The sequence below is a fragment of the Oribacterium sp. P9 genome, from assembly GCF_046365365.1.
Taxonomy (GTDB): domain Bacteria; phylum Bacillota; class Clostridia; order Lachnospirales; family Lachnospiraceae; genus Oribacterium.
This window is the reverse complement of record NZ_JBKEIS010000011.1, coordinates 25,719-48,976: the sequence shown is the minus strand read 5'-3', so window position 1 is coordinate 48,976 and position 23,258 is coordinate 25,719. Positions and strand designations below refer to the sequence as shown.

The following is a 23,258-nucleotide window of genomic DNA, read 5'->3' as shown; positions in this document are numbered from 1 at the left end:
GCCCCCTTAACCGAACTGTTACGTAACTTAATCAGTATAGCATAAAAGAAGGGTTTAGCAGACAGATGAGTTTTCAATATCCGGCGAAGCGGCGTTTCACGAAGGTCGCGCTCGCGCTTCTTCTATATGAATTTCTGTTCCAGGTGGGCAGTGGTTTTCTGATCCAGTATGGGTCGGCGGTCTATCAGCAGGAGGACTTCACGATGATCGCGGTGAGTCTGTTCGGGCTGGTGCTCGTGCTGCTCCTGCTCGGAGGCGATGGGATCCCGCGGACGACGCATGCGCGTTTCGGGCCACTTACGTATCTCTGGCTGCTGATGATGATCTACGGGCTGCAGGCCTTCAGCTCGATCCTGCTGACTCCGGTGGAGGCATTTCTGCACCAGCAGGGCTTCACGATGGAGTATGCGACGGAGGTCGCGAGTGGGCGGATGACCGGCTTCTGGATGATTCTGTATGCCGTGGTCGTCGCGCCCTTCGTGGAGGAGTGCCTGTTCCGCGGGCTCATCTATAATCAGCTCCGGCACTGTGGGCAGCTCTTCGCGATCGTCATCAGTGCGCTGCTCTTCGGGCTCATGCACGGGAATCTGATGCAGCTTCTGACAGCGCTCTTCGTCGGGGCGCTGCTCGCCTTCATCCGGGAGCGCTACGGCTTCGCCTGCGCGATCCTCATGCATCTCAGCAACAACGCCTTCGCGCTCTTCTTCAATAATCTCGGCGGGGACAGTACGCTCGTAAGTCTCATTTATCTCGTGTTCATCTACGGGGGGATGATCGTGACCGCCGTAACACTGCTTCGAAACTTTAAAAAGCTGTGCAGCTTCTGTCGAAGCGAACACAGCTTTCCAGCGATGGTGAGGGCCTGGTTCACGACACCCGCTGTCATCGTCGTTAACCTGCTTTTCATCGGACTCACCATCCTCAGTATTTTCGAGTGAGACACTATAATAACTGCGAGGACGCCCGGAGGGGCCGTGCCAGAAACACAGTACTCCGAGTTCGGAAAAATCACAAATTGGGCCCTAAGAACCAGTAAGCCCTCTGCAATCGCTGAGTTTTCTTTATGAAAACTCAGCGTTGCAGAGGGTGCTAAGGAAATTATAACTAACTGGTTCTAAGGGCCCAATTTGGATTTATTCACGAACTCTCTGTATGGTTTCTGGCGCGGCCCCTCCGGGCATCCTCGTATGAACCCATTGATATCAGTATCTATATTTATCTTCTATTTCAAATATAATCAAATATTCCCTGGATAGCATCTGTAATATTCATGATGTCATTCATATGTAAACTGTTTAACTTCACAAAACCTCTGGCGTTAAGATCGAGTAATGCCAGCTTTTCACAGTGAACATATCCGTCCATGTTCTGGGTTTGAATATGAATGTGCAAAGCATCATCTCTTCCCGCATTGTAGACAGGACAGGCTATTATTTCGCCCGTCTGATTAAAGAAATCTTTGCTCACGACAAGTACGGGGAGTTTGATCTTATCGACTTTCAGTACATCTCCCTGATGAACAGTTTCCGCCATCACCATGCCTCTCTTCCTAATGGCTCGCCCCAGTCAAATTCACCATCCAGATTTAGTTTTCCGCCATATTCCTTCGCGCGCTCTTCGAGCGTTCTATGACGGAATGGCTTTGCCAACAGAATTTGTCCATCGCTGACTTTCACTTCCAGGATATCATTTACGGATATATGTGCTTCATTCAGAATGTCTTTGGAAATTCTGATTCCCTGACTGTTTCCCCATGCCTTCACTTGTGCCTGCATATAAAACCTCCTCTGTTAGTATATACCATGTGTATACCACAGAGGAGGCTTTTCGTCAAGCTGGGGGTGAGGAAGTCCCGGCTAAACTGTTACTAGGAAAGACCAGGGCAAAAGGCAAACAATGGAAAATCATTCCAAAGACCCCCCATCCATGGTAGAATATATTTAATTATAGTCTGATGTCAGAACGGTGTTCTGACATCAGACAGGCAGTGGGCGAAAGCGCTGCCGAACAGCTTTGAATATTCTCCGGAGGAGGTTCTTTTTATGTTTTATAACGAAAAAGTCTGGGCAGCAGTGGACATGGATACGCAGGAGAAGGTCTATATCCTGCCGAAGATGGCGAACCGCCATGGCTTGATCGCGGGTGCTACCGGCACAGGTAAAACCATCACCCTGAAGGTACTGGCGGAGTCCTTCAGTGACATGGGTGTGCCGGTCTTTCTGTCGGATGTAAAGGGCGACCTCGCTGGTATGATCCTGCCGGGCGTCGATTCTGAAAACATGCAGAATCGCATCGCGCGTTTCGGCCTCACACCGGCGGGCTTCCAGTACGAGGCCTACCCGACACAGTTCTGGGATATCGATGGGAAGAAGGGCCTTCCGCTTCGCACGACCATCAGTGAGTTCGGACCGACCCTGCTCGGACGGCTCCTCGGCCTCACACAGCTGCAGACCGATATCCTGACGATCATCTTCCGTATCGCGGATGAAGAGAATCTGCTTCTGCTCGACACGAAGGATCTTCGGGCGATGGTACAGTACGTCGCAGAAAATAATAAGAAATACTCATCCGAGTATGGCAATATGGCGACGGCCTCGCTGAATGCGATTCTGCGTTCCGTCGTCGCGCTTGAAACCGCCGGTGGTGATACGTTCTTCGGTGAACCGGCGATCGACATCGCGGATTTCCTCCGTACGAACAGTGTCGGCCGTGGCATGATCAATATCCTCGACGCGGAGTCGACGATTCAGAATCCACTGATCTACTCGACCTTCATGCTCTTCATGCTGAGCGAGCTTTTCGAGCAGATGCCGGAGGTCGGGGACCCGGAGAAGCCGAAGATGGTCTTCTTCTTCGATGAGGCGCACCTTCTTTTTAATGGCGCACCGAAGGCGCTCATCGAGAAGATCGAGCAGGTGGTGAAGCTCATCCGCTCGAAGGGCATCGGCGTGTACTTTATCACCCAGAACCCGAGCGACATCCCGGATGCTGTGCTCGCGCAGCTCGGCCATAAGGTAGAGCATGCACTTCATGCGTATACCCCGAGCGAGGAGAAGAAGGTGAAGGCCGCAGCAGCGTCCTTCCGTGTAAACCCGAGCTTCGACACCATCGAGGCGCTTCAGAGCCTCGGCACCGGTGAAGCGCTGATTTCCTTCCTCGACCGTGATGGCAAGCCGGAAGTCGTCCGTCGCTGTGCGGTGCTCCCACCGGCCTCCCGGATGGGCACCATCGATGAGACAGCGCGTCTCGCTGCGATCGTCTCCTCAGATCTCTGCGGAAAATACGACGAGACCATCGACCGCGACTCGGCCTATGAATTCCTGAAGCGCCTGACTGATGAAGCTACTGCAAATGCTGCGCGCGCAGCGGAGGAAGCGGAAGCCGCAAAGCTCGCGGAGAAGGAAGCAAAGGAGCAGGCGAAGCTCGCAGAAAAAGAGGCCCTCGCAAAAGCGAGAGCCGAAGAAAAAGCGAAAAAGGATCAGGAACGCATCGTGAAATCCGTCGGCCGCACCACCGCCGGCACCCTCGGCCGTGAAGTCGGCGGTGCCGTCGGAAAAAGCTTCATGGGCAGCTTCGGAAAGCGCGTCGGCGGCAACGTCGGTGCAGCGCTCGGTCGTGGCATTCTCGATACACTGTTTGGGAAATAAACTCTGTTCCGACCTGATTTCTATTTGATGGAATGGCCGTTCAGCCAGGAGGATTACATCCACCCGGCTGGACGGTTATTTTTTCATAAAATGTTACATGATTATAAATCCAGCACAGCGAAAGAGACGCCCGTGAGGACGTCTCTGAAGAATCAGCGGGGCGACGACATCGCCCTGCTGTTTTTTTATGCTTTCATACCGCGCCGAGGATTTCCTTTGCGTGCTGTACGCTTTCGTTCGTCGGCGGGTTTACGCCCTCGAGGGTGTATGGGATACCGAGCTTTTCGTACTTGAAGGTGCCGAGGGTGTGGTACGGCAGGACTTCGACCTTCTGCACGGTCTTCAGTTCGTCGATGAACTTCCGGGTCGCGATGAGCTCTTCATCCGAGTCGGTGAGGCCCGGCACGAGGACGTGGCGGATCCACATCGCGACGCCGTGGTCGCTGAGATAATGCGCACAGTCGAGGATGTTCCGGTTCGTCCAACCGGTCAGGGCCTTATGTTTCTCGTCGTCGATTTCCTTGATGTCGAAGAGGACCGTGTCCGTCACTTGGGCCAATGCCTCAAACTTCGAGATAAATGGCTCTTCGCGGGTGAACGGCTGCGCCGAGGTGTCGAGACAGGTGCTGATACCGCGCGCCTTCGCCTTCTGGAAGAGCTCGAGCACGAAGTCGATCTGCACGAGCGGGTCGCCGCCGCTGACCGTGATGCCGCCCTGCTCGCCCCAGTACTCGCGGTAGCGCTCTGCGTGGTCGAGGAGCTCGTCCGCGGTGCGCATGTCGTCGCTCTGCAGGGTCCAGGTGTCCGGATTGTGGCAGTAGCGGCAGCGCATGTGACAGCCCTTCAGAAAGATCGTATATCGGATGCCCGGACCGTCCACGGCGCCGAAGGTCTCGATGGAGTGAATTGCACCTTTGATGGATTCTGCCATAGTTCCTCCTTAAAAAACATGAGGGAGTGCTGTCCACTCCCTCATCCTGTCTTTATAGTGCTGTATTACAGGGACTTGTGCTCTGTTCTGGAGATTACGTCGAGCTGCTGCTCTCTCGTAAGGTCGATGAACTTAACCGCATAGCCGGATACACGGATCGTGAAGTTTGCGTACTCTGGCTTCTCCGGGTGCTCCATCGCATCCTTCAGCTTCTCTACGCCGAAGACGTTTACATTCACATGGTGTGCGCCCTTTGCGAAGTAACCATCCATAACGCGAACGAGGGTGTTCGACTGCTCGTCCTCGGTATGGCCGAGTGCGCTCGGGTTGATGGTCTGGGTGTTGGAGATACCATCGAGTGCATACTCGTATGGAAGCTTCGCAACCGAGTTCAGGGAAGCCAGAAGACCGGACTTCTCTGCACCGTAGCTTGGGTTTGCTCCCGGTGAAAGCGGAGCGCCTGCCGGACGACCATCCGGAAGAGCACCGGTTGCCTTACCGTAAACGACATTGGATGTGATGGTAAGGATGGATGTGGTCGGCTCGGAATCACGGTAGGTGTGGTGCTTCTTGATCTTCGTGAGGAAGGTGCGAAGAAGATCAACCGCGATATCATCGGCACGGTCGTCATCATTGCCATAACGAGGAAAATCGCCCTCTACAACATAATCGGTTACGAGACCATCCTCATCACGTACGGTCTTTACGCGTGCATACTTGATCGCGGAAAGAGAGTCCACCACGTGTGAGAAGCCGGCGATACCGGTTGCGAAGGTACGACGAACATCAGTGTCGATGAGGGCCATCTCCGCTGCCTCATAGTAATACTTGTCGTGCATGTACTGAATCAGGTTCAGAACGTTTACGTAGATGCCTGCGAGCCAGTCCATCATACGATCGTACTTCGCCATCACCTCATCATAATCGAGGTACTCAGAAGTGATCGGACGGTACTCCGGACCTACCTGCTGCTTGCTCTTCTCATCGATACCGCCGTTGATTGCGTAGAGAAGGCACTTTGCAAGGTTAGCACGTGCACCAAAGAACTGCATCTCCTTACCGGTCTGTGTCGCAGATACGCAGCAGCAGATGGAGTAGTCGTCGCCCCATACCGGACGCATGACATCATCGTTCTCGTACTGGATGGAGGAAGTGCGAACAGAAATCTCTGCAGCGTACTTCTTGAAGTTCTCCGGAAGTCTCTTCGTGTAAAGAACCGTAAGGTTTGGCTCTGGAGCCGGGCCCATGTTCTCGAGGGTGTGCAGGAAACGGTAGTCACTCTTCGTAACCATGGATCTGCCATCCTGGCCCATACCACCGACCTCAAGGGTAGCCCAAACCGGGTCACCGGAGAAGAGCTGGTTGTAGGACGGGATACGTGCGAACTTGACCATACGAAGCTTCATAACGAAGTGGTCGATGAGCTCCTGTGCCTGCTTCTCGGTAAGTGTACCTTCCTTAAGATCACGCTCGATATAGATATCAAGGAATGTAGATACACGACCAACGGACATCGCAGCACCGTTCTGGGTCTTGATCGCTGCGAGGTAACCGAAGTAGAGCCACTGAACGGCTTCCTTCGCGTTCTTTGCAGGTACGGAAATGTCATAACCGTAGCTCTGTGCCATCTCCTTCATCTGCTTGAGGGCACGCACCTGATCGGAGATCTCCTCTCTCTGACGGATGACGTTATCGGTCATGGTTCCGTCACCGGTGTTGGCATAATCAGCCATCTTCTCCTGGATCAGGAAATCGATACCGTAGAGCGCCACTCTTCTGTAGTCGCCGACGATACGACCACGGCCGTAGGTATCTGGAAGACCAGTGAGAATCTTGTTATGACGAGCCTTCATCATCTCCGGTGTGTACGCATCGAAAACGCCCTGGTTGTGGGTCTTGTGGTACTCGGTGAAGATCTTGTGAAGCTCAGGATCCGGTGTGTAACCATAGGTGGAGCAGGCCTGCTCTGCCATCTTGATACCACCGTATGGCATGAATGCTCTCTTCAGCGGCTTATCAGTCTGAAGACCTACGACCTGCTCGAGATCCTTCTCTGCCTCGTTGATATATGCTGCGCCGTAAGCGGTGATGCCGGAAACGACCTTGGTCTCCATATCGAGCACGCCGCCCTTTGCACGCTCTTCCTTCTGAAGTGCCTGTACCTCGTTCCAAAGCTTCTCTGTCGCTTCGGTCGGACCAGCAAGGAAGCTGGAATCACCATCATAAACGGTGTAATTCTCCTGGATGAATGAACGAACATTGACGTCCTTTACCCAATGTCCGGTTTTAAAGCCTCTCCATTCTTCTCTCATATCTTCTCCTCTTTCTACCATGTTGTCTTTGTATACAGGATTCAATACTCTTTACGCGTGCTAATATAAAGCATAGAGGGCAGATTCGTCAACGATTTAACTATTAAATTTTCGATGTTTTCTAATTAGAACATGAGGACAATGCAGACGGCCCGGAAAGCCGGTGACGACGCCCGTCGGGCCGGCTGTGGATCGGGAACGATGCCCGGCTTCGCACTACACTCTTGGCGCACTTGATCGTGCAATCGGGGCACAGTCGTGCCCCGATTAGGAGCGATGCTCCTATATGAGCACAAACGAAAGAGCCCGGAAACAAGTAAACTTGTTTCCGGGCTCTTTCGTTTGTGCTCATACACGATCATGCGTGCGACAAGATTCGAACTCGCGACCTTCTGGTCCGTAGCCAGACGCTCTATCCAGCTGAGCTACGCGCGCATAAGCGTTTCTCTCAAACGCAAGTGTTATATTACAGAAGAGAAGAGCAAATGTCAAGCATAAATTTGAATTTTTTTACGTCGTGCAGGAGCTGCTTTCAGCACTCGACTGGTCGACGAGGTCCTTCAGGGTGTAGCGGTTCACGACTTCGTAGATGGCGTTGTCGATTTCCTTATAGAGGGGGAAGGTTGGGCAGCTGGCGGATTTCGCACAGGTGCTCGTACCGTTTACGCAGTCTACCGGGGCGAGGGTACCTTCTGCGGCGTCGAGGATCTCACCGACCTTGATCTGATCAATCGGACGGGTAAAAAGATATCCGCCCTTCGCACCACGGATGGACTTCAGGAAGCCGCCCTTCACCATCAGGGAGATGATCTGCTCGAGGTACTTCATCGAGATCTTCTGGCGATCTGAAATCTCCTTGATGCTGACCGGAGTCACACCGTCGAAGTTCTGCGCGATATCTATCAGGGTTGTCAGGGCATAGCGGCCCTTGGTTGAAATCATCATGTTCCTCTCACCTCATACTGTTCAAGTCTCTACATTCTGTCGATACTTCATTAATCCTACCACGCAGCTAGAATTTAATCAAGTCGAGGCGATAGGGGCAACCCTCCGAACGCCCCCTGATTTCAAAGAAGCTGTGCCTTAAGGCACAGCTTCACATACGTTCGCCACGAAGACATCACCGGGACCCACTCACCTGCAGGCGCGCCACGTGATATTCATTAGAAATGGTCCTTTTCGCGGCGGCGACGGGCGATCTCCTTCTTCAGATAGGCGAAGGTTTTTTCCTCGCCTTCGGTTTTCAGCATCCACAGAAGCTCGGTGATTTCACGCCGGGTTTCCGGCTCGAGGAGCGGGGAATCCTTGCACGGCTGGAAATACGCCCACGGACAGCTGTCGTCATAATCCGCGCCTTTGTAGACCTTCGAGGCCGCGACACGGTCGCAGAACATCTCGGCGACATAGCGGTATGGCATGCGGCAGCCGACCATCGTGGCTTTCTTTTTCGTGTCGTAATCGACCCAGTACTCGAAGTGATGCTTATTCCGACCCTTATGATGGAGCCAGGCCTCACACAGGCCCGTTTCGAGGCGTTCTGCCGTGTTCGGGCTGCGATAGCCCTGATAGTACTTCACACCGGTTTTAAACTCGGTCCAGCTGTACTTCGAGAGGTCATGAAGCAGCCCCTGCTTATAGAGGCCTACGCGGAAGCAGTTTTTCATGACTTCGCGCTTATGACGGTTGATCGTTCGGAAGTGATGTACCGCATTCCAGAGATAGCGCGGAAGGCCCGTCTGCACTGTCTTATGATTCTTCTCCATCGTCTTCACCTCTTCTCTTCTATGCTCAGATTATACCCTATCATTTCATAAAAAGAACCCTCGCGTGACCACTTCGTCACACGAGGGATTCAAGATTCAGCGCCAGTAACGTTCCGTTGCATGCTCGCGCTGTGCGTGGCGGTCCTGCGGGCTGCGCTGAAGAAGCGGGTAGCCGTAGGTGAACTCGAACACGATGGAGGCGAGGATGATGGCGCCGGCGACGTCATACACGCTGTGCTGTTTGAGTGCCATGGTGCTCATGCAGATCAGGATCGCGAGGATCGTGGACGCAAACTTCACCAGACGCCCATGCTTCGAGGCCGCGATGTCCTGCGAGTGGAGAACAGCGATGGCGACGCCGATCGAGTTATAGCAGTGAATGCTCGGGAAGACGTTCGTGCAGGTGTCGGTACGATAGAGCCAGGCGACGATCCGCGTGAAGATGTTTTTCGCCGGGTCGAGGATGGGGCGAAAATCCGTGCCGTTCGGGAAAACCGAGCAGATGATCAGGCTGATCGTCATGCCGCTGAACAGGAAGGCACAGAGGCGGTAAAAATCATCCCTGTTCTTAAACATGAAGTACAGAACCGCGACGGCGACATAAGCAAACCACAGCATGTACGGGATGATGAAATACTCACAGAAGGGGATTTTATCGTCAAGCGCTGCATGCATGACATGGAAGCTGACCTGATGATTGATCGTCTTTTCAAGGTAGCTGAACCAGGTAATATAGATCAGCGCATACGACAGAATCCATGCGTGACGATAGCGCTGTATAAACTTTTTGATTTTATCCATCCACTGGCCTCCGGAACGTTTTACGTTCGAATCCAAGTATATCCACGGTCCCACTCTCGTCGGACTGCAGAGCTACCGAAACGGGCGAATTCAGAAATACGCAAAGTTTCACTTTATCAATTTAGAAATACTAGCACCGTGAAAAATCGGATTCAATAGGATGGATTTAATTTCGGAAGATTTAACAAAAAGGACACAATTGCAGCATCTTTTCATAAAACTATTTCTTAAGAATATAGTTCTCGTCGTCATAGATGCCAGCGCGGGGTCCGAAGAAACGATATTTTTTTCAAACACATCCGTTGAATGGAATGCTGCAGGACTACAAAAAGAAAAGCACCATGCTTACGCATGATGCTTAATGATAGCGAGAGGGAGACTTGAACTCTCGACACCGCGGGTATGAACCGCGTGCTCTAGCCAACTGAGCTATCTCGCCATATGTCCGACCCAGACCGCGTATACACGCAGCCCAGACCGAAGACGTGGGGCCTACAGGGCTCGAACCTGTGACCCTCTGCTTGTAAGGCAGATGCTCTCCCAGCTGAGCTAAGACCCCGTTCGTGTGTCGCTCGTTTTGCGACCTCTGTATATTACTAAATCGGCCAAACTTTGTCAACAGCTTTTCCAAACTTTTTTTGAAGGAAATTTTCAGGCCGTAACCGTTCAGGACCGCCGAAGCGGTCCTGCTATGTATCAGTTGAATCCGTAGAACTTCTGCGCGAGCTTGTAGCAGAGGATCGTGAGTTCGTTGCCGGCCTTCAGGCGGAAGTTGCAGCCCTGTCCGAGGAAGGAGAAGCGCATCTTGAGCCAGGTCTGGAAGCTGCTTGTCTTCAGGTAGTCCCAGAGCTCCTTTTTCTTCTGCATGTTCTCCGGGTCACCGGACTTGATGGCCAGCACGGAGGAGATGGTGGTGATGATCTCGAGGTAGCTGAACATATAGTGGCGCTTCTTGCGGCTCTTCAGCCTCGTGAGGTCACAGCAGTCGATCATGATCCGGTTGACCTTCAGCTGCTGGTCAATGCGCCCGATCATGACGCTTTCATTGACCGACTGATCATCGCGGCCGATAAAGTAGTGATAGAGGTTGACGTCCATGTAGTACATCTTCTCTACGCTCGGAATCGGCTGGTATACGAAGATGTTGTCGACGTAGAAGGTGTGCTTCGGCAGCACGAGGCCGCAGTCACGCAGCATCTGTGTGCGGTAGATGACGGAGTGCATCAGGATGTACTGTCCGAGGTGGAAGTGCTTCACCTCGTCCCAACCGAAGATGCGGTCCTTCGGGAGCGCCGACTCGTAGCGCATAACCTTCTTATGGGTCTGGCCGACCTTATCGTAAATGAAATTACAGATGAACATATCGACCGGGGTACCGGCCATGATGAGCTCCCGGAGCTTCTCCAGCACCTTCGGGAGGGCTTCGTCATCGAGCCAGTCGTCAGAATCGACGACCTTATAGAAGAGGCCGCTCGCGTTGCGGAGACCGGTATTGACCGCCTCCCCGTGGCCGCCGTTCTCCTGATGCACCGCCTTCACGATTCCCGGGTACTTCGCCTCGTACTCCTTCGCAATCTCGAAGGTGTCATCCTTCTGCGAGCCGTCGTCAACGACGATGATCTCCACCTCGTCCCCACCCGGAAGGATCGACTCGATACACTTCCGCATATAGGCGGCAGAGTTATAGCATGGTATAGCAAAGCTGACAAGCTTCATGTTTCCTCTTTTCTCAGGATATCGCAGGATATCCTGTACTATCGCTGCTGCACCGCCCGGCAGTTCCGATCACCGGACGCGTTCCCGCAGCTATCCATCAGTTCCCATAATTGAGCTCATTCTACCACGCCATGCAAAACATGACAAACAGAAAAGAGAAGCCCCGCTTGGGACTTCTCCTGGTGGTCGTAGCAGTTCAGGCAGAGGGACCTGGAGGGACGGCAACGGAGGCCCCATAGCTGAACTTGTTACCGGATGGTAGTGCCTGCGAGGCCGTCTACGGCCTTCTCTGCGAGCTCCATCGAGGTGATGATGGCCTTGCGGTCTTTCCCGGACTCGACGAAGTCGACACCGGCCTCTACCTTCGGCTGCATGGACTTGAACTCAAAGTGGCCGTCGCGGATGTACTGCTTCGCATCCTCGATCGACATGGTTTCGATCGCCTTCTCATCCGCCTGACCGTAGTTCAGGGATACATGATCCACGGCGGTCGTAATCAGCAGGATGTCGGCGTCGACGTCCTTTGCGAGGAGGGCTGCGGTGCGGTCCTTCTCGATGACGGCGGCTGCCCCCTTCAGGTTATTGCCCTGACGAAGCACCGGAATACCGCCACCGCCGCAGGCGATGACGACCTGATCCGCGTCAAGGAGTGCCTTGATGGCGTCGATCTCGACGATGGACTTCGGGGTCGGGGAGGAAACGACACGCTGGAATACGCCGTCGGAGATCATCTCCACATGGTTACCGTTCTCCTCTTCCTTCCGTGCCTCCTCGGCATTCATCAGCTTACCGACACACTTGATCGGATTGTAGAAGCTCTCGTCATACGGATCAACCATCACCTGGGTGATGATGGTGGATGCCGTCTTATAGATGCCCCTCTTCACGAGATCGGCACCCACTGCGTTCTGCAGGTCGTAGCCGATCATGCCCTGGCTCATCGCGGAGCATACATGAAGCGGCGTGTTTACATACTGCTCCGGATTCGACTCCGTAAGATTCTTCATCGCAGTGTGGATCATACCTACCTGCGGTGCGTTGGAGAATACCAGGGCCACCTGGTATCCGTCCTCAACGAAATCGCCGATCATCGTTGCGGTACGTGCAACGGCGGCCTTCTGCTCCGGAAGGGTAAAGCCCAGATCCTTATGTCCGAGCGCAATGACCATTCGCTTTTTGCTCATGCTGTACCTCCTCTTAATTCTTCTCTTCATCGAGAGCTGCGATATCGATGAGATGCAGCTCGGATGACTTATTTTCGAGGGATGTGGCAAGCGCTCTTGCCGTATCCACTGCTGTCAGTACATTTACACCGGTCTCGACCGCATTACGACGGATCACGAAACCGTCCTTGGAGGCCTCTGCGCCCTCCTTCGGAACGTCGATGACGATGTCGAGCTCATGGCCGAGTACGAGGTCGAGGATGTTCGGAGACTCCTGCTCTACCTTCCGTACCTGGAAGCACTTGACGCCGCCCTCGGTGAGTGCCTGGTAGGTGCCGTGGGTCGCGAAGATACGGTAGCCGAGCTGCTCGAAGCGCTTCGCGATCGGGGTGATCTCTTCCTTATCCTCATCACGTACGGTGATGACCATGTTCTTATACTTCGGAAGCTGGATGCCAGCGCCCTGGAATGCCTTGTACAGTGCTTCGTTGAAGCTCTTTGCGATACCGAGGCACTCACCGGTCGACTTCATCTCCGGTCCGAGGCTGATGTCGGCACCCTTGATCTTCTCGAAGGAGAATACCGGCATCTTGATTGCGTAGTAGTCGGCTTCCTTCTGGAGACCCGGCTCGTAGCCGAGCTCACGGATCGTGTGGCCGCAGATGATCTGTGTGGCGAGCGGCACGATCGGAATACCGGTTACCTTACTAATGTACGGAACGGTACGTGAGGAACGAGGGTTGACCTCGATGATGTACACCTCGTCACCATCTGCGATGAACTGAACATTGACCATACCGATGACGTGCAGGGCCTTCGCGAGACGCTCAGTATACTCGATGACGCGTTCCTTCGCCTTCGGGGTCAGGCTGCGCTGCGGGTATACGGAGATGGAGTCGCCGGAGTGGATACCGGTACGCTCGATATGCTCCATGATGCCCGGGATCAGGATGTCCTGACCGTCGCAGATCGCATCGACCTCGAGCTCGGTACCACGGATGTACTTATCGACGAGGATCGGGTGCTCCTGTGCGATCTGGTTGATCTCGCCGATGTACTCGTCGATATCCTGATCGCTGATCGCGATACGCATGCCGGCACCACCGAGTACGTAGGAAGGACGTACCAGTACCGGGTAGCCCAGCACATGGGCCGCTTCCTTCGCTTCCTCTGCCGTAAATACGGTCTGACCTGCGGCACGCTGGCAACCGGTCTCCTGGAGAATCTCATCGAAACGCTCACGGTCCTCTGCGGCATCGACGTCGTCCTGCTGGGTTCCGAGGATCGGTACACCCATCTTCTGGAGGGCATCGGCCAGCTTGATAGCGGTCTGTCCACCGAACTGAACGACCGCTCCGTCCGGCTTCTCCACATCTACAACGTTCCGTACATCTTCCGGTGTCAGCGGCTCGAAGTAGAGCTTATCCGCGATATCGAAGTCCGTGGAAACGGTCTCCGGGTTATTGTTGATGATGATGGTCTCATAGCCCTCACGCTCGAACTGCCATGTACTGTGTACAGAGCAGAAATCGAACTCGATACCCTGGCCGATACGGATCGGGCCGGAGCCGAGGACGAGTACCTTCTTTTTCTTGTTCGGATCGCGGAAGGCACCGGTCGCCTCGTTCTCTGAGCCGAATACGCTGTAGTAGTACGGGGTCTCGGCCTCGAACTCTGCGGCGCAGGTATCCACCATCTTGAACGCAGCGTGGATGTCCCACTTATCACGCATCTCGCGAATCTCGTCCTCGCTGTAGCCGCTGAGGCGGGCAATGACGTTGTCCGGGAATTCGATGCGCTTCGCTTCACGAAGCAGGGTCTCGTTCATGGACTCGCTGTGGAGTCTGTTTTCCATGTCTACGATGATCTTCAGCTTATCGATAAACCACTCATCGATCTTCGTGATGCTGTGGATCTCCTCGTAGCTGTAGCCACGGCGGAGTGCCTCGGCGATGACCCAGATACGACGGTCATCGATGCGGTGAAGCAGCTTATGAAGATCATGGTCGTCGAGATCCGTGAAGTCATAGGACATCAGCGAATCGACGTGCTGCTCGAGGGAGCGGATGGCCTTCATGAGGCCGCCCTCGAAGTTGTTTGCAATCGCCATCACCTCACCGGTCGCCTTCATCTGGGTACCGAGGATGTGCTCTGCGGTGATGAACTTGTCGAACGGAAGACGTGGCATCTTGACGACACAGTAATCGAGCATCGGCTCGAAGGATGCGTAGGTCTTACCGGTAACGGCGTTCTTGATTTCATCGAGGGTGTAGCCCAGTGCGATCTTCGCGGCCACCTTCGCGATCGGGTAACCGGTCGCCTTCGATGCGAGGGCGGAGGATCTGGATACACGAGGGTTTACCTCGATGACACAGTACTCGAAGCTCTCCGGGTTCAGAGCATACTGTACATTACAGCCGCCAGTGATGCCGAGCTCAGTGATGATGTTGAGCGCGGAGGTACGGAGCATCTGGTACTCCTTATCCGACAGCGTCTGGGACGGAGCCACGACGATGGAGTCACCTGTGTGGACGCCAACCGGGTCGAGGTTCTCCATATTACATACGGTGATGACATTGCCCGCAGAATCACGCATCACCTCGTACTCGATTTCCTTCCAGCCGGCGATGCAGCGCTCGACCAGAACCTCGTGTACGCGGCTGAGACGGAGACCGTTCTCGAGGATTTCCTGGCACTGCTCACGGTTCTCTGCGATACCACCACCGGAACCGCCGAGGGTGTAGGCCGGACGCAGCACGACCGGATAACCGATCTCCTCAGCGACCTCGAGACCACGCTCGAGATCATGAACGACCTCTGACTTCGCTACCGGCTCACCGATCTTCTCCATGGTCTCCTTGAACATGAGACGATCCTCGGCCTTCTTGATGGTGAGGGCCGTGGTACCGATGAGGCGCACGTTATGGGAGGCGAGGTAACCGGACTCGTCCAGTGCCATCGCCAGGTTCAGTCCCGCCTGACCACCGAGGGTCGGCAGGATGGAGTCTGGCTTCTCCTTCTCGATCAGCTTCTCCAGTACATCTACGGTCAGCGGCTCAATGTATACATGATCCGCGATATCCTTATCCGTCATGATGGTCGCCGGGTTCGAGTTCAGCAGTACGACCTCGACGCCCTCTTCCTTCAGTGAACGGCAGGCCTGGGTGCCGGCGTAGTCGAACTCCGCAGCCTGACCGATGACGATCGGACCGGAACCGATCATCAGGACCTTCTTAATACTTGTATCTCTCATGTTCAGCCCTCCATCATCTTCATAAAGCGATCAAACAGGTATGCGCTGTCACGTGGACCCGGGCAGGCCTCCGGATGGTACTGTACCGTCACGATGTTCTTGCCCTTATAGCGCAGGCCCTCATTCGTACCGTCGTTGACATTGACGAACGCCTCTTCCGCGATCGCCGGATCGATCGTCTTCGGATCGACCGCATAGCCGTGGTTCTGGGACGTGATGTAAACACGACCGTTCGAGAGGTCCTTCACCGGATGGTTGCCACCGCGATGACCATACTTCAGCTTGTAAGTGTCCGCACCGGTCGCAAGGGCCATCAGCTGGTGGCCGAGGCAGATCGCGAAGATCGGGGTCTCGGAAGCGTAGAGCTTCTTGATCTCCTCGATGACCGCCACGTTCTCCTTCGGGTCGCCAGGACCGTTCGAAATCATGATGCCGTCCGGATTCTGGCTGAGGATGGTCTCTGCGCTGGTGTCGGACGGGTATACCGTGACATCACAGCCGTGCCGCTGCAGGGAGCGGATGATGTTTCTCTTCGCACCGACGTCGAGGAAAGCGACGCGCTTCGGCTCGCGGTCACCGGTGTAGCGGGAGCCGTCCGGATTCTCCGCCTGTGCGACATAGACCTCCTTCGTGCTGGTCTTCTTTACGACGCCCTCGACCTTATAGGCCTTGATGCGCTCGAGGAGTGCCGGCATCTCTTCCTTATGATAACGGTGGGTGGTGATCATACCGTTCATGGTTCCTTCGTCACGGAGTCGCTTGGTCAGCGCTCTGGTATCGATGCCTGCGATGCCCGGAACCTCGTTCTTCTTCAGGAAATTCTGGATGGTGTTCTCGGAGCGGAAATTCGACGGCATGCGGGAAAGCTCACGCACGATGAAGGCATCCGGCCATGGCTGTGCGGACTCCATATCTTCATAGCAGATACCGTAATTACCGATCAGTGGATAGGTCATCACGACCGCCTGTCCTGCGTAGGACGGGTCCGTCAGCACTTCGAGGTAGCCGGTCATCGAGGTGTTGAATACGACCTCGGAGATCACTTCCTTCTCTGCACCAATTGACGTACCCTTGAACACTGTTCCATCTTCAAGAATCAAAAATGCGTCCATTGTTTCTCCTTCTATCATTACATGGTGAATGGTTACTAACTTGAGTTACTTGCTTGAGTTTCTTCTTATATATTATCTGTTTACACCCGTGGGTTTCAAGTCCAGATGAAGATATATCTTCATCTGGACTTGAAACCCACGGGTGGGCAAGGTGCGAAGCACCTTTGCCAGGGCATAGCGAGGATTTCCTGCGCACGAACGTCATCCGCACGATCTCAGCGATATCCGCGCAGGAATCCGAGTTATGTCCGTAAACAGTCACTAAGCCACTGGGAAATCCCCGGTGAACACCTCCACGGCCGGGCCGGTCATGAAGCCGTGGCCGGTTGCGGCGTCGTAGCGGATCGTGAGGTCGCCGCCCACCAGGTGGACGAGGACCTCGGTATCCTTTCGAAGCTTCCCGGCGAGGTAGCCCGCAGCGACGGCCGCAGTCGCACCGGTTCCGCAGGCGAGGGTCTCTCCGGAACCACGCTCCCATACACGGAAGTCGATCTCGGTGTCTGAGATGATCCGGATAAACTCCGAGTTTACCTTCTCTGGAAAACGCGGATGGGTCTCAAAATCATGCCCATATAAAAGAAAATCCAAATCAGAGACCTTAGAAACACGAAGCTCCGGATTATCTGAAAGGAAATATACCGCATGCGGATTTCCAACATCGATTCCGATGAAATGGAGATGCATCCCGTGAACAGTGATATCTTCCGGAAGCTCTGATGTCAGCTTCGCCACGCCCATATCCACCGTCGCGCGGGTCATAACCCCATGTTCTGTATAAAGCTTTATGTTCTTAAGTCCCGATTTGGTATCGATGACTGCTTCTGTTCGATCAGCGGGAATGATGCCGTGATCATAGATAAATTTGGCGACACAACGGATCCCGTTGCCGCACATATTGCCCTCCGATCCGTCGAGGTTAAACATATGCATGTACGCATCTGCCCTGTCTGACGGCTCAATCAGGATCAACCCGTCGCCGCCGACACCGTAGTGCCGATCTGCGATGCGCTTCGCCAGCGCCGAAGGGTCCTGAACCTGTTCGGAAAAGCAATTTACATATACATAGTCGTTTCCACAACCCTGCATCTTTGTAAATTTCATCTTTTTTTCCTTTTAGAATAAAACCTGTAGATATATTGTGTAGGAGCCATGCAACCGACGAACCACACATGGTTCGTCGGTGTGGCGTATCCGCCACATGGATTGATCGAAGGCAATGTAGCTGTATGCGAGCATACGATACATTGTCTTCGATCAATCCGCATGGCTCTGAACGATACACAAATTTTCACTATATTAGCAAAATAGGTCTCCCAATACAAGCCCCGTTTTACGAAAAAAACAAGGCGCAGGGAGTCCGGTGATTCCCTGTGCCCTGTCTTTTTACTTCTTCTTTCCGAGGTAGGCGGCCTGGATGTCGTCGTTTGCGAGGAGCTCGGCACCGCTGCCCGAGAGGGTGATGCGGCCGGTCTCCATGACGTAGGCCTGATGTGCGACCTTGAGCGCCATGTTCGCGTTCTGCTCGATGAGCAGGATCGTGGTGCCATGCGTTTCATTGATGCGCTGGATGATGGAGAAGATCTCGCGAACGATGATCGGAGCGAGGCCAAGGGACGGCTCGTCGAGCATCATGATCTTCGGCTTCGACATGAGGGAGCGGGCGACGGCGAGCATCTGCTGCTCACCACCGGACAGGGTGCCGGCGAGCTGCCAGGAGCGCTCCTTCAGTCGCGGGAACATGCCGTAGATTTCCTCGATGTCTGCGTCGAGCGCGTCGCTTCGGAGGTATGCACCGATTTTGATGTTCTCGAGGACGGTCATATCCGGAAAGACGTGACGTCCTTCCGGGCAGAGCACGATGCCCTTCTCCACACGCTTCGCGGTCGGCATGCTCGTGATATCCTCGCCATCGAAGACGATGCTTCCTTCGCTCGCTTTCACCAGTCCGGAAATCGTACGCAGCGTCGAGGACTTGCCGGCACCGTTCGCACCGATCAGGGTGACGATGGCGTGATCCGGTACATCGAAGCTGATGCCCTTCACGGCTTCGATGCCGCCGTAATGAATTTTCAGATTCTCTACTTTCAGCATGTTGTGTCCCCCTTGTTCTCTCTCATCCGCACTCTGTCTGCGACATTCCCAGCGAGCAGACGGATGTCTTCTCCCGCTCTTCCGGAGTGATCCACGATGTCGATTCGGATGTACGATTTAAAAATCTCAGTCTTCCGCATCGTCTGAACCTCCTAAGTAAGCGTCGATAACCTCCTGGTTATTCTGGATCTCCTCCGGTGTGCCATGTGCGATGAGCCTTCCGAAATTCAGAACGTAGATGCGCTCCGAGATCTGCATGACGAGATCCATGTGATGCTCGATCATGAAAATGGACAGGTGATACTGGTCACGGATCTTCACGATAAAGTCGGTCAGCTCCTGCGTCTCCTGCGGGTTCATGCCGGCCGCCGGCTCATCGAGCAGCAGCAGCTCCGGCTTCGTCGCGAGCGCACGTGCGATCTCGAGGCGGCGCTGGAGTCCGTACGGAAGGCTCGATGCGATATCATCCTTGTACGCATAGAGGCCCTGCTCCTGCAGAAGCTGCTCGGTCTCTGCCCGCATGCGCTCCTCTTCCTTCCGGTTCAGGCGCAGCGTCGCGCTGAAGACATTGTCCTTCGCACGGAGATGCTCGGCGATCAGGACGTTATCGAAGACCGTCAGATTCGAGAAGAGACGGATGTTCTGGAAGGTCCGGGCGATGCCGAGCTTCGTTATGGCATCCGGAGCGTTGCCACGGAGATCGCGGCCGTCGAACTTCACGGAGCCGGAGGTCGGGGTATAGATACCGGTGATGCAGTTAAACGCCGTCGTCTTGCCGGCACCGTTCGGACCGATCAGGGCGACGATCTCACCGCGGTTGACCTCGAGTGAGAGGCCGTCGATCGCGCGTACGCCACCGAACTGCATGACGACGTTCTCCATCTGGAGGACATTTTCTTTTACTTCCCTCATCTCTGCTCCTCCACTTCCTTCACTGTTTTCTTTCCTATATAAAGCGCAGACGCATACGCACTGCCGAAACGAAGGTCCGGCTTTTTCATCTCACTCATCCCTTTCCCCTCGCTTTCTTCACTTTTTTCTTCCCGAGTCCCCGGAAGAAGCCGAGGATCCCGTTCCAGCTGAATTCACTCGTGCCCATGAGGCCGCGGGAGTAGAACAGCACGACCACCATCAGGAGGATGGAGAAGATCACCATTCGGAAGCCCGGACGGAACAGCGGGATGTTGATACTGCCGATGTAGAGCGGCTCATCGAAGAAGCGGAGCAGCTCACGGCCGGCGGTCACGAGGAAGGCCCCCAGCACGGAGCCGGTCACAGAGCCGATCCCGCCGATAACGACGATCAGCAGGATGTCGTAGGTGAGGGACACCTGGAAGGTCTTACTGTCGATGGAGCGCATGAACATCGCGAGCATGCCGCCACTGACGCCGGCGAAGAAGGAGGAAATCACGAAGCTGAGCTCCTTCGTCTTAAACAGATTGATGCCCATCGCCTCAGCCGCGATCTCATCCTCGCGGACCGCCTTGAACATCCGTCCGAAGGACGAGTTGATCAGGAGTACCATGAGGCCAATGCAGACGACCGTAAGCGCAAGCACCTGGAATAAACTCGAGAAGCCCGGGATGGACTTGAGGCCATACGAGCCGTTCGTGATGGTATCGAGCTGCGGAGCCGAGATCAGCGCACGGATGATCTCCGCGAAGCCGAGGGTCGCGATCGCGAGGTAGTCGGACTTGAGACGGAGCACCGGGATACCGATGAGGGCCGCAAAGGCCGCCGCTACGAGTCCGCCGAGGATCAGCGCCACGAGGATCGGTGCGTGCAGGTTCGCGATCGCCGGATGGATACCGGAGATGTAGTACACGGAAGCACGCTGCTCGACCGGGATCGTGAGGATCGCGGTCACATACGCGCCGAGCGCCATAAAGCCGGCCTGGCCCAGCGAGAACAGACCCGTGAAGCCGTTCACGAGGTTCATGGACACAGCGACGACCGCATAGATCATCGAACGCTCGATGATGGAAATCGCATAATTGTAGCTGTATTTGTTCGCGTCCAGGAAGGCGCAGGCCCCGAGGATCGCCACGATCAGCAGGAGGCTCAGGATGGTGTTTCTGCGCTTCTCCGGCGTCATGTTTACCTTTGTTTTCATCGCTGCTTCCTCCTTATACCTTGTTCGTGGTCTTCTCACCGAAGAGTCCGGTCGGCCGCACGAGCAGCACGACGATCAGGATGACGAAGGTGAAGGCATCTGAGAAGGTGGAGTAGCCTGCGGCGACGAGCGCCGTCTCCCCGAGTCCGATCAGGAAGCCTCCGACGACCGCACCCGGGATCGAGCCGATCCCACCGAATACGGCTGCAACGAAGCACTTCATGCCCGGCAGGGATCCGGAATACGGATACACGGTCATACGATCGGTGAAATACAGGATAGAGCCGACCGCGGCGAGCAGTGACCCGATCGCGAAGGTCAGGGAAATCGTCTTATTGATATCGATACCCATGAGGGACGCGGTCTCATAGTCCTTCGAAACTGCACGCATCGCCATACCCATCTTCGTATGCTGGATCAGCGTGATGAGTAAATACACGAGCACGAGTGTCAGCACCGGCGTCAGGAAGGTGACGAAGGAGGCCGACAGGCCGCCGATCTTATAAACGTGCTTCAGCACCGGGATCTCCGGATAGCCCATCGGGAGCGCGGTGAAGAGGTAGGTCGCGAGGTTCTGCAGCAGGTAGGACACGCCGATCGCAGAGATCATGACGGACATACGCGGAGCGGAACGAAGCGGCTTATAGGCGACGCGTTCAATGCCTACACCAAGTGCGGTGGTGGTGATCAGTGTCACCGGAACGGCGATGTACCATGGCAGTGACGCCATGGCGAAAATCATGAAGTAGCCGGCCATCATGAAGATATCTCCATGGGCGAAGTTGATCAGGCGCAGGATGCCGTAGACCATCGTGTAGCCGATGGCGATCAGTGCGTAGGCACCGCCGAGCGAGATACCTGTCAGACACTGCTGCAGGAAGGTTGTAAGAGACATAGGTTTTTCCCCTTTGAAGATGCCCTCGGGCGAGGGTGGAATCGAGTGTGTTACATGCGTGAGCATAAACAGAATTGCAGGAAGGAGTCGCTCGAAGCGGTCCTTCCTGCATTCATCGGCTGCCGGTGGAGTGGCGACAGACGCCACCGCCCGGAGCGGAAGCTTTCATCAGTTCTGAACGGTTGTGGTGGTCAGGAACTCGAACTTGCCGTCCTTCACGGTCTTGATGAAGGCCATATCCTTGTTTGCATCCCCATTCTCATCGAAGCTTATGCCGGAGCCGGTCACACCGTCGAAGGAAACGGACTTCAGGGCTTCCTTGATCGCCTCACCATCGGTGGACTGCGCCTTTTCGATCGCATGGTATGCTGCGAGGTACGCATCATAGCCAAGGGCAGAAACGGCCGGGATGACATCCGACTGCTTGTTTGCGGTCAGATACTCCTTGAAGCCGGTGATGAAGGACTTCGCCTCATCGTTCGCCGGCTCGGACTCATCGAAGAAGGTGGAAAGAACAATGCCCTCTGCAGAGGCGCCTGCATTCTCGATGATCGTGGAGTTCTCCCAGGTATCACCAGCGGCGATCAGGGACTTGATACCGAGCTCGCGCGCCTGCTTGATGATGAGCGGTGCGGTCGTGATGGAAGACGGTGCGAAGATGATGTCCGGGTTCGCGGCCTTGATGTTCGTGAGTACTGCCTTAAAATCGGTCTGGTTCGTCTGGAACTGCTCCTCGTCGACGACGGATCCGCCGAGCTTCTCAAATGCGGTCTTGAAGAAGGAACCTAAGCCAGAGGAGTAGTCATCACCGAGCTGTGTCAGAACAGCTGCGCTCTTATAGCCGTTCTGGTAGGCGTAGTTCGCCATAACGGTGCCCTGGAACGGATCGAGGAAGCAGACTCTGAAATAGTAGTCGTTACCCTGGGTCACCTGCGGGTTCGTGCAGGATGCGCCAATCGCCGGGATCTTCGCGTCAGCGAAAATCTGGCCGGCTGCGATGGAAACACCGGAGCCATAGGAACCGAGCACGACGCTGACCTTATCGCCGACCAGCTTGTTTGCTGCGCTGACAGCCTCGGTCTTATCCGACTTATTATCGACCTCATCAAGCTCGATCGTGTACTCGGTGTCGCCGATCTTCACCGTCTTATGGGTCTCGTTTGCGTAACGCATACCGAGCACCTCCTGGAATCCGCCACCGCCGTTCTCGCCGGTCGTCGGCTCAAACACACCGATCCGGATGACGTTTCCACCGGACTTTCCGGAAGACGATCCGGCTGCCGGTGTCGAAGATGCGCCACATGCCGCCAGAGATGCGGTCATCGCCGCTGCAAGTCCAAGTGCTACGAGCTTTGCTGATTTCATAATCTCCTCCTCTGAAATGTGCCAGTGGTGATGTACATCTCCGTCTGGACATTCTTCTTTGACGTGTGCGGGTGTCGCGGACGTTTGTCCGCTTGC

Annotated in this window: 19 protein-coding genes and 3 tRNA genes; 2 read left to right on the top strand and 20 right to left on the bottom strand. The window is 54.9% G+C overall.

The features are described 5' to 3' along the window. Positions 1-65 precede the first annotated feature (65 nt). Positions 66-938: a CPBP family intramembrane glutamic endopeptidase gene (locus tag ACK8P7_RS07795; RefSeq protein WP_410043652.1), complete on the top strand. Its 873-nt coding sequence runs from the start codon at positions 66-68 to the stop codon at positions 936-938. Between the two features lie 289 nt (positions 939-1,227). Here the strand turns inward: ACK8P7_RS07795 and ACK8P7_RS07790 are convergent, their stop codons facing one another. Together ACK8P7_RS07790 and ACK8P7_RS07785 are read right to left on the bottom strand one after the other, a co-directional pair. Further along, the gene (locus ACK8P7_RS07790; protein ID WP_410043651.1) at positions 1,228-1,539 is read right to left on the bottom strand and encodes a type II toxin-antitoxin system PemK/MazF family toxin; all 312 of its coding nucleotides are present in this window, start codon (positions 1,537-1,539) and stop codon (positions 1,228-1,230) included. Further along, a complete protein-coding gene (locus tag ACK8P7_RS07785) occupies positions 1,533-1,775 on the bottom strand; it encodes an AbrB/MazE/SpoVT family DNA-binding domain-containing protein (RefSeq protein WP_410043650.1) in 243 nt (80 codons plus the stop codon). Before ACK8P7_RS07785 ends, ACK8P7_RS07790 begins: the two co-directional genes overlap by 7 nt. 267 nt (positions 1,776-2,042) lie before the next feature. On the opposite strand from ACK8P7_RS07785, the gene ACK8P7_RS07780 reads away from it, so the two are divergent. After that, on the top strand, positions 2,043-3,647 hold the full coding sequence (locus ACK8P7_RS07780) for a helicase HerA-like domain-containing protein (protein ID WP_410043649.1): 1,605 nt from the start codon (positions 2,043-2,045) through the stop codon (positions 3,645-3,647). Positions 3,648-3,840: 193 nt separating this feature from the next. On the opposite strand, the gene pflA is transcribed toward ACK8P7_RS07780, so the two are convergent. The 18 genes from pflA to ACK8P7_RS07690 form a co-directional block, all read right to left on the bottom strand. After that, entirely contained in the window at positions 3,841-4,578 is a 738-nt protein-coding gene (pflA, locus tag ACK8P7_RS07775) for a pyruvate formate-lyase-activating protein (RefSeq protein WP_410043648.1), read from the bottom strand. Positions 4,579-4,643: 65 nt separating this feature from the next. Beyond that, the gene (pflB, locus tag ACK8P7_RS07770; RefSeq protein WP_410043647.1) at positions 4,644-6,890 is read right to left on the bottom strand and encodes a formate C-acetyltransferase; all 2,247 of its coding nucleotides are present in this window, start codon (positions 6,888-6,890) and stop codon (positions 4,644-4,646) included. Positions 6,891-7,251: 361 nt separating this feature from the next. Next, positions 7,252-7,325, bottom strand: a tRNA-Arg gene (locus ACK8P7_RS07765). A 75-nt stretch (positions 7,326-7,400) separates the two neighbouring features. Then, entirely contained in the window at positions 7,401-7,835 is a 435-nt protein-coding gene (locus ACK8P7_RS07760) for an RrF2 family transcriptional regulator (RefSeq protein ID WP_410043646.1), read from the bottom strand. A gap of 218 nt (positions 7,836-8,053) precedes the next feature. Then, positions 8,054-8,653, bottom strand: coding sequence for a DUF5662 family protein (locus ACK8P7_RS07755; RefSeq protein ID WP_410043645.1), 600 nt, complete (start codon positions 8,651-8,653; stop codon positions 8,054-8,056). 96 nt (positions 8,654-8,749) lie between these two features. Next, positions 8,750-9,454 carry a phosphatase PAP2 family protein gene (locus ACK8P7_RS07750; RefSeq protein ID WP_410043644.1) on the bottom strand — a complete coding sequence of 235 codons (705 nt, stop codon included), beginning with the start codon at positions 9,452-9,454 and terminating at the stop codon, positions 8,750-8,752. A 365-nt stretch (positions 9,455-9,819) separates the two neighbouring features. Beyond that, a tRNA-Met gene (locus ACK8P7_RS07745) sits at positions 9,820-9,893 on the bottom strand. Between the two features lie 47 nt (positions 9,894-9,940). Then, positions 9,941-10,013, bottom strand: a tRNA-Val gene (locus ACK8P7_RS07740). A 137-nt stretch (positions 10,014-10,150) separates the two neighbouring features. Continuing rightward, on the bottom strand, positions 10,151-11,170 hold the full coding sequence (locus tag ACK8P7_RS07735; protein WP_410043643.1) for a glycosyltransferase family 2 protein: 1,020 nt from the start codon (positions 11,168-11,170) through the stop codon (positions 10,151-10,153). 248 nt (positions 11,171-11,418) lie between these two features. Next, on the bottom strand, positions 11,419-12,354 hold the full coding sequence (gene arcC, locus ACK8P7_RS07730) for a carbamate kinase (protein ID WP_410043642.1): 936 nt from the start codon (positions 12,352-12,354) through the stop codon (positions 11,419-11,421). 13 nt (positions 12,355-12,367) lie between these two features. Next, complete coding sequence (gene carB, locus ACK8P7_RS07725) at positions 12,368-15,586, bottom strand: carbamoyl-phosphate synthase large subunit (protein ID WP_410043641.1); 3,219 nt, start codon at positions 15,584-15,586, stop codon at positions 12,368-12,370. 2 nt (positions 15,587-15,588) lie between these two features. Beyond that, on the bottom strand, positions 15,589-16,698 hold the full coding sequence (locus ACK8P7_RS07720; protein ID WP_410043640.1) for a carbamoyl phosphate synthase small subunit: 1,110 nt from the start codon (positions 16,696-16,698) through the stop codon (positions 15,589-15,591). Between the two features lie 261 nt (positions 16,699-16,959). After that, on the bottom strand, positions 16,960-17,799 hold the full coding sequence (dapF, locus tag ACK8P7_RS07715) for a diaminopimelate epimerase (protein ID WP_410043639.1): 840 nt from the start codon (positions 17,797-17,799) through the stop codon (positions 16,960-16,962). A 282-nt stretch (positions 17,800-18,081) separates the two neighbouring features. After that, on the bottom strand, positions 18,082-18,789 hold the full coding sequence (locus tag ACK8P7_RS07710) for an ABC transporter ATP-binding protein (RefSeq protein ID WP_410043638.1): 708 nt from the start codon (positions 18,787-18,789) through the stop codon (positions 18,082-18,084). A 126-nt stretch (positions 18,790-18,915) separates the two neighbouring features. Next, the gene (locus ACK8P7_RS07705; protein WP_410043637.1) at positions 18,916-19,701 is read right to left on the bottom strand and encodes an ABC transporter ATP-binding protein; all 786 of its coding nucleotides are present in this window, start codon (positions 19,699-19,701) and stop codon (positions 18,916-18,918) included. Between the two features lie 94 nt (positions 19,702-19,795). Next, a complete protein-coding gene (locus ACK8P7_RS07700; protein ID WP_410043636.1) occupies positions 19,796-20,902 on the bottom strand; it encodes a branched-chain amino acid ABC transporter permease in 1,107 nt (368 codons plus the stop codon). A gap of 13 nt (positions 20,903-20,915) precedes the next feature. After that, positions 20,916-21,797: a branched-chain amino acid ABC transporter permease gene (locus ACK8P7_RS07695; protein ID WP_410043635.1), complete on the bottom strand. Its 882-nt coding sequence runs from the start codon at positions 21,795-21,797 to the stop codon at positions 20,916-20,918. 168 nt (positions 21,798-21,965) lie between these two features. Then, positions 21,966-23,162: an ABC transporter substrate-binding protein gene (locus tag ACK8P7_RS07690; protein WP_410043634.1), complete on the bottom strand. Its 1,197-nt coding sequence runs from the start codon at positions 23,160-23,162 to the stop codon at positions 21,966-21,968. Positions 23,163-23,258 lie beyond the last annotated feature (96 nt).